This window comes from Dysgonomonas sp. 521 (genome assembly GCF_010501055.1).
GTDB lineage: Bacteria > Bacteroidota > Bacteroidia > Bacteroidales > Dysgonomonadaceae > Dysgonomonas.
The window spans coordinates 1-5610 of sequence record NZ_QVMO01000145.1 but is presented as its reverse complement, the minus strand read 5'-3'; the positions used below and the strand labels follow the sequence as shown (position 1 = coordinate 5610).

Sequence of the window (5610 nt, the reverse complement as noted above, 5' to 3'; positions counted from 1 at the left end):
CAGTCAGCAGTTATAAGTTATGAATAAACTAAAAACAAAACGCCTATGTAAAAATCAGTCAACAGTAATCAGTCAACAGTCAACAAGTAAACGAGTTGACAAGTTTACAAAACGGTCTGTCGGTTGTGGGAGACTATGTAAAAGCAAAAGAGGCTGCGCCTCCTAATTATCCAAAATTATCCAAGTCTAACCCGCCGTGGGGACTATCCAACCCCACGGCAATTAAAAACAAATCAACATTTATGAGAAAGAAAACCCTTCTTTCTATGGCTATGATTTTAGCCATAGCTTCCTCCCTTTTTGCTCAGGGAAACGGTATGCAGGGCATCACCGATGCCACCAATATGGTCACTGGTTATTTCGACCCCGGCACGAAACTCATTTACGCTATCGGAGCTGTTGTCGGATTAATCGGGGGTATAAAAGTATACGGAAAATTCAGTTCAGGAGACCCCGATACGAGCAAGACTGCCGCTTCATGGTTCGGGGCCTGTATATTTTTGATTGTGGCAGCGACAATACTCCGTTCCTTCTTCCTCTAAGCCCCCTTTTATTCCCCCAAGAGGGAAAATAAGGAATCTACATGAGTTAAATGATTTTTTAAACACAAGAAGAATGGAATACTCGATTAATAAAGGAATCGGCAGGCCTGCCGAGTTTCGCGGGCTCAAATCCCAGTACCTGTTCATTTTTGCAGGAGGGCTGCTGTCGGTATTCGTGATTTTCGTAATCATGTATATGGCAGGCATCAGCCAGACTATCTGTATCGGCTTTGGCGTTACCACAGCCGGGACACTGGTTTGGCTGACCTTCTTCCTGAATGACAAATACGGGGAGTTCGGCTTGATGAAGTTACAGGCAATCCGCAACCATCCCAGGTATATCATCAACCGCAGGAGGATAGAACGGCTATTCCTGATAAAAAAGAAAGGAGCCTACCAATGAGAAATACTGCCAAAGCAGCCACACTGGAAAGTAAGTTCCCGCTACTGACTGTCGAACATGATTGTATCCTGAGTAAAGATGCAGATTTATCGGTAGCCTACCGGGTAGAACTGCCCGAACTGTTTACCGTAACCTCTACCGAATATGAAGCAATGCATTCGGCCTGGCTCAAGGCCATAAAGGTGCTGCCCAACTATTCGGTTGTACATCGCCAGGACTGGTTCGTAGAAGAAAAATACAGACCTGAACTGGATAAGGAAGATATGAGCTTCCTGTCCCGGAGTTTCGAGCGTCACTTCAACGAACGCCCGTACCTGAACCATACGTCCTACCTGTTCCTGACCAAAACGACCAAAGACAGGGCGCGCCAGCAGAGCAACTTCAATGCCCTGACAAGGGGTTTTATTATCCCGAAGGAAATGCAGGACAAGGAAGCGATACAAAAGTTTATGGAAGTGGTAGGTCAGTTCGAACGAATTCTTAACGATTCGGGTTTTATCAAACTGACCCGTATCACCACCGATGAGATTGTCGGCGGCCCCTGTCCAGCCCTCCCCGAAGGGGCGGGAGCCGCAGGCATTGTCGAAAAGTATTTCTCCCTCTCGCAGGAAGATACCACTTGCTTACAGGATATAACGCTCGGAGCAGGTGAAATGAAGATTGGCGATAAATACCTGTGTCTGCATACCCTCTCCGATACGGAAGACCTGCCGGGAAAAGTATATACCGATACCCGCTATGAACGCTTGTCCACGGACAGAAGCGACTGCCGCTTGTCTTTTGCCGCCCCGGTGGGTGTCCTTTTATCCTCTAACCATATCGTGAATCAGTACATTTTTATTGACAACCATGCCGAGAATCTCAGCCGTTTTGAGAAGCAGGCAAGGAATATGCACTCGTTATCAAGGTACAGCCGTTCCAACCAAATCAACAAAGCCTGGATAGAGGATTACCTGAACGAGGCACATTCCTTCGGGCTGACCTCGGTACGCTGTCATGTGAACGTTATGGCATGGAGCGATGACAGGGAAGAGTTGAAACGGGTCAAGAACGATGTGGGCAGCCAACTGGCTTTGATGGAGTGCAAACCCCGGCACAATACGGTGGATACCCCGACCCTCTTTTGGGCGGGTATCCCGGGCAATGCAGGGGATTTTCCGAGTGAGGAAAGCTTCTACACTTTCATCGAACAGGCGCTCTGCTTCTTTATCGGGGAAACCAACTACCGCAGTTCGCCTTCACCTTTCGGTATCAAGATGGTAGACCGCCTGACAGGCAAACCGCTTCATCTGGACATCTCCGACCTGCCGATGAAGAAAGGTATTATCACCAACCGTAACAAGTTTGTATTGGGACCAAGCGGCTCGGGAAAATCCTTCTTTATGAATCACCTTGTCCGCCAATATTATGAACAGGGCGCCCATGTGTTGCTGGTGGATACGGGTAATTCCTATCAGGGATTATGCGAGCTGATTAACCGCAAGACCAAAGGTGAAGATGGGGTGTACTTTACCTATACGGAAGAGAATCCGATTTCTTTCAATCCGTTCTATACCGATGATAACCAATTCGATGTAGAAAAGAAAGACAGCCTGAAAACCTTGCTGCTGACCCTTTGGAAAAGTGAAGATGATAAAATCACCAAGACCGAATCGGGAGAACTGGGCAGTGCAGTCGAGGAGTACATCGCAAAGATTCAGACGGACAGGAGCATTGTTCCCTGCTTCAACACCTTCTATGAATTCATGAGGGATGAATACAAGGCGGAACTGGAAAGCCGGGAGATTGAAGTTGGGAAAGAAGAATTCAATATCAATAATTTCCTGACTACCCTGCGCCAGTATTACCGGGGCGGACGTTTCGACTTCCTGTTGAACTCGGATAAGGAACTGGATTTGCTGAACAAACGCTTCATTGTCTTCGAGATAGACCAGATTAAGGAGAACCGCGACCTTTTCCCGATAGTCACCATCATCATTATGGAAGCATTTATCAATAAAATGCGTCGGTTGAAAGGCATCCGCAAACAATTTATTTGTGAGGAAGCATGGAAGGCTCTTTCTTCCCCCAATATGGCTTCGTATCTCAAGTATCTCTATAAAACCGTCAGAAAATTCTTCGGAGAAGCTATAGTTGTAACACAGGAAGTGGATGATATTATCTCGTCCCCGGTGGTAAAGGATGCCATTATCAATAACTCCGACTGTAAGATATTACTCGACCAGCGCAAATATATGAACAAGTTTGATGCCATACAATCGTTATTGGGGCTGACTGATAAGGAACGCTCTCAGATATTATCCATCAATATGGCCAACAATCCGAACCGGTTATACAAGGAAGTCTGGATAGGTCTGGGCGGTATGCAGTCGGCAGTTTATGCCACCGAAGTAAGCCGTGCTGAGTATCTGGCTTATACGACCGAAGAAACCGAAAAGCTGGAAGTCATGCGATTAGCTGAAAAGCTGGGCGGTGATATTGAGATGGCGATAAAGCAATTAGCAAATCCAGTTAACAGTTAACAGTCAACAGTCAACAGTTAGCAGCTAGCAAATAACTCATTAACAAATCAGAAATTATGAATAATAATTCAACAGAGAAACCTGAAACCACATTCCGTGATATAACTGGGGAATGGGTAACCGTAAACGGTACCGAGTTCAAAATCACATCGGGGAACGGATACTGCTTTATCACCTTTTTCCAGAAACACAAAAGAGGGAATACCAAAGGTATGGCAAAGCATTTTGTAAGCCAGTTCTCAAGAAACCTGTTCTACTTCGAAATGGACGGTGTCTATTATGAACTTGTCTACAACGAAAAGGAAAGGACGCTCGACCTGAAACCAAGTTTCCCCGCAAGAAAAAAAGAATATGAATTTAAAATCCCGCAATTATGATTACAGCAATAAAAACAAAAATGAGAATACTATTCGTATGTATGTGCCTGAGCCTGTTCACAACACAGGTAAAAGCCCAGTGGACAGTCTGGGACCCGAGTAACTTTACCCAAAGTATCGTCAATACCAGCAAGCAGATTGTACAGACTTCCAGTACGGCTCAAACCATGATTTCAAATTTTAAAGAAGTACAAAAGGTTTATAATCAGGGCCGGGAGTATTATGATGCCCTCAAAGCAGTCAACAATTTAGTGAAAGACGCGAAAAAAGTCCAGAAAACCATCCTGATGGTTGGCGATATAACCGATATCTATGTGAATAGTTTCCAAAAGATGATGTCCGACCCCAATTTCTCCATTGAGGAACTCAATGCCATTGCGGATGGATATGGGAAACTGCTGGAACATAGTAATGATGTGTTAAACGAGCTCAAAGGGGTTGTCAATATCAGCACCTTGTCCCTGAGTGATAAAGACCGGATGGATGTGGTCAACCATTGTTACGATAGTATGCTCGAATACCGAAACCTGGTAAAATACTATACCAACAAAAACATCGGTATTTCTTATTTAAGAGCTAAAAAGAAAGGCGAAACGGCGCGGGTCAATGCCTTGTATGGTAATCCGGATGCACGATACTGGTAATTTCAGTTAACAGTAAGCAGTCAACAGTTAACAGTAATAATATGCCAATTAGTAAATGTGGAAATTGGCGCGAAGCGACACCTCATTGGCACATTGGCATATTATCTCATTAACAAATTAGAAACCTATGGATTTTGATCAATTTCACGAAACACTCAGAACACTCTACGAGCAGATGATGCCTTTGTGCAGCAACATGGTTGGGGTAGCTAAAGGCATAGCCGGGTTGGGGGCATTGTTTTATGTTGCCCACCGCGTCTGGCAATCCCTTGCGCGGGCAGAGCCGATTGACGTCTATCCCTTGCTGCGCCCTTTTGCTATCGGCCTGTGCATTATGTTTTTCCCAACCATCGTACTGGGGACAATCAATAGCGTGATGAGTCCTGTAGTAAAGGGAACACACGGGATGCTGCAATCGGAAACCTTCGATATGCAGAAGTATGCCCAACAGAAAGACCGGATGGAATATGAAGCCATGCGACGTAATCCCGAAACGGCCTACCTGGTCGATAACGAGATATTCGATGCGAAGATGGAAGAATTGGGTATTACCGATGTCGGGGCAAAAGTAGGGCTGTACCTGGAACGGGAACTCTATGACGTCAAGAAATGGATACGCAATACTTTCCGTGAACTGCTGGAGATAATATTCAAAGCCGCAGCACTGGTAATAGATGTAATACGGACATTCTTCCTGATTGTATTGGCCATACTGGGGCCTATTGCTTTCGGAATCTCAGTCTGGGACGGATTTTCATCTACCCTGACCCAATGGATTACCCGGTATATATCGGTATACCTGTGGCTTCCTGTATCCGATTTATTCAGTACGATCCTGGCTCGGCTTCAATCCCTGATGTTGCAAGCCGATATCGAACGTATGGAGGTAGACCCCAACTTCTCACTGGATAATTCGGATGTAGTTTATATCCTGTTTATGATTATCGGCATTGTCGGATATTTTACCATCCCGACTGTTGCAGGATGGATTATCTCAGCGGGAGGTATGGGCAATTTTGGTAAGAATGTAAACCAAACGGTGACCAAAGGTGGTGCTATTGCCGCAGGGGCTGCGGGCGCTGCTGCAGGGAATATTGCCGGACGTCTGAAAGAAGGCGGCAG

6 protein-coding genes are annotated in these 5610 nt (G+C 45.6%); all 6 read left to right on the top strand.

The window, feature by feature from the left end:
* Nucleotides 1–242: 242 nt before the first annotated feature.
* On the top strand, nt 243–542 hold the full coding sequence (locus D0T84_RS21015) for a DUF4134 domain-containing protein (protein ID WP_163309878.1): 300 nt from the start codon (nt 243–245) through the stop codon (nt 540–542).
* Nucleotides 543–615: 73 nt separating this feature from the next.
* The gene (locus D0T84_RS21010) at nt 616–945 is read left to right on the top strand and encodes a DUF4133 domain-containing protein (RefSeq protein ID WP_163309874.1); all 330 of its coding nucleotides are present in this window, start codon (nt 616–618) and stop codon (nt 943–945) included.
* Nucleotides 942–3467 carry a TraG family conjugative transposon ATPase gene (locus D0T84_RS21005; RefSeq protein WP_163309872.1) on the top strand — a complete coding sequence of 842 codons (2526 nt, stop codon included), beginning with the start codon at nt 942–944 and terminating at the stop codon, nt 3465–3467. Before D0T84_RS21010 ends, D0T84_RS21005 begins: the two co-directional genes overlap by 4 nt.
* Nucleotides 3468–3523: 56 nt before the next feature.
* A complete protein-coding gene (locus D0T84_RS21000) occupies nt 3524–3844 on the top strand; it encodes a hypothetical protein (protein ID WP_163309870.1) in 321 nt (106 codons plus the stop codon).
* Nucleotides 3845–3852: 8 nt separating this feature from the next.
* Nucleotides 3853–4488, top strand: coding sequence for a DUF4141 domain-containing protein (locus D0T84_RS20995; protein ID WP_163309876.1), 636 nt, complete (start codon nt 3853–3855; stop codon nt 4486–4488).
* A gap of 127 nt (nt 4489–4615) precedes the next feature.
* Nucleotides 4616–5610: conjugative transposon protein TraJ (traJ, locus tag D0T84_RS20990; protein WP_163309868.1), on the top strand; the 995-nt coding region annotated here is incomplete at its 3' end.

Bases quoted from the DNA above. Each gene is read 5' to 3' on its own strand.
- D0T84_RS21015 (WP_163309878.1), top strand. From the start codon at position 243: ATGAGAAAGAAAACCCTTCTTTCTATGGCTATGATTTTAGCCATAGCT.
- D0T84_RS21010 (WP_163309874.1), top strand. From the start codon at position 616: ATGGAATACTCGATTAATAAAGGAATCGGCAGGCCTGCCGAGTTTCGC.
- D0T84_RS21005 (WP_163309872.1), top strand. From the start codon at position 942: ATGAGAAATACTGCCAAAGCAGCCACACTGGAAAGTAAGTTCCCGCTA.
- D0T84_RS21000 (WP_163309870.1), top strand. From the start codon at position 3,524: ATGAATAATAATTCAACAGAGAAACCTGAAACCACATTCCGTGATATA.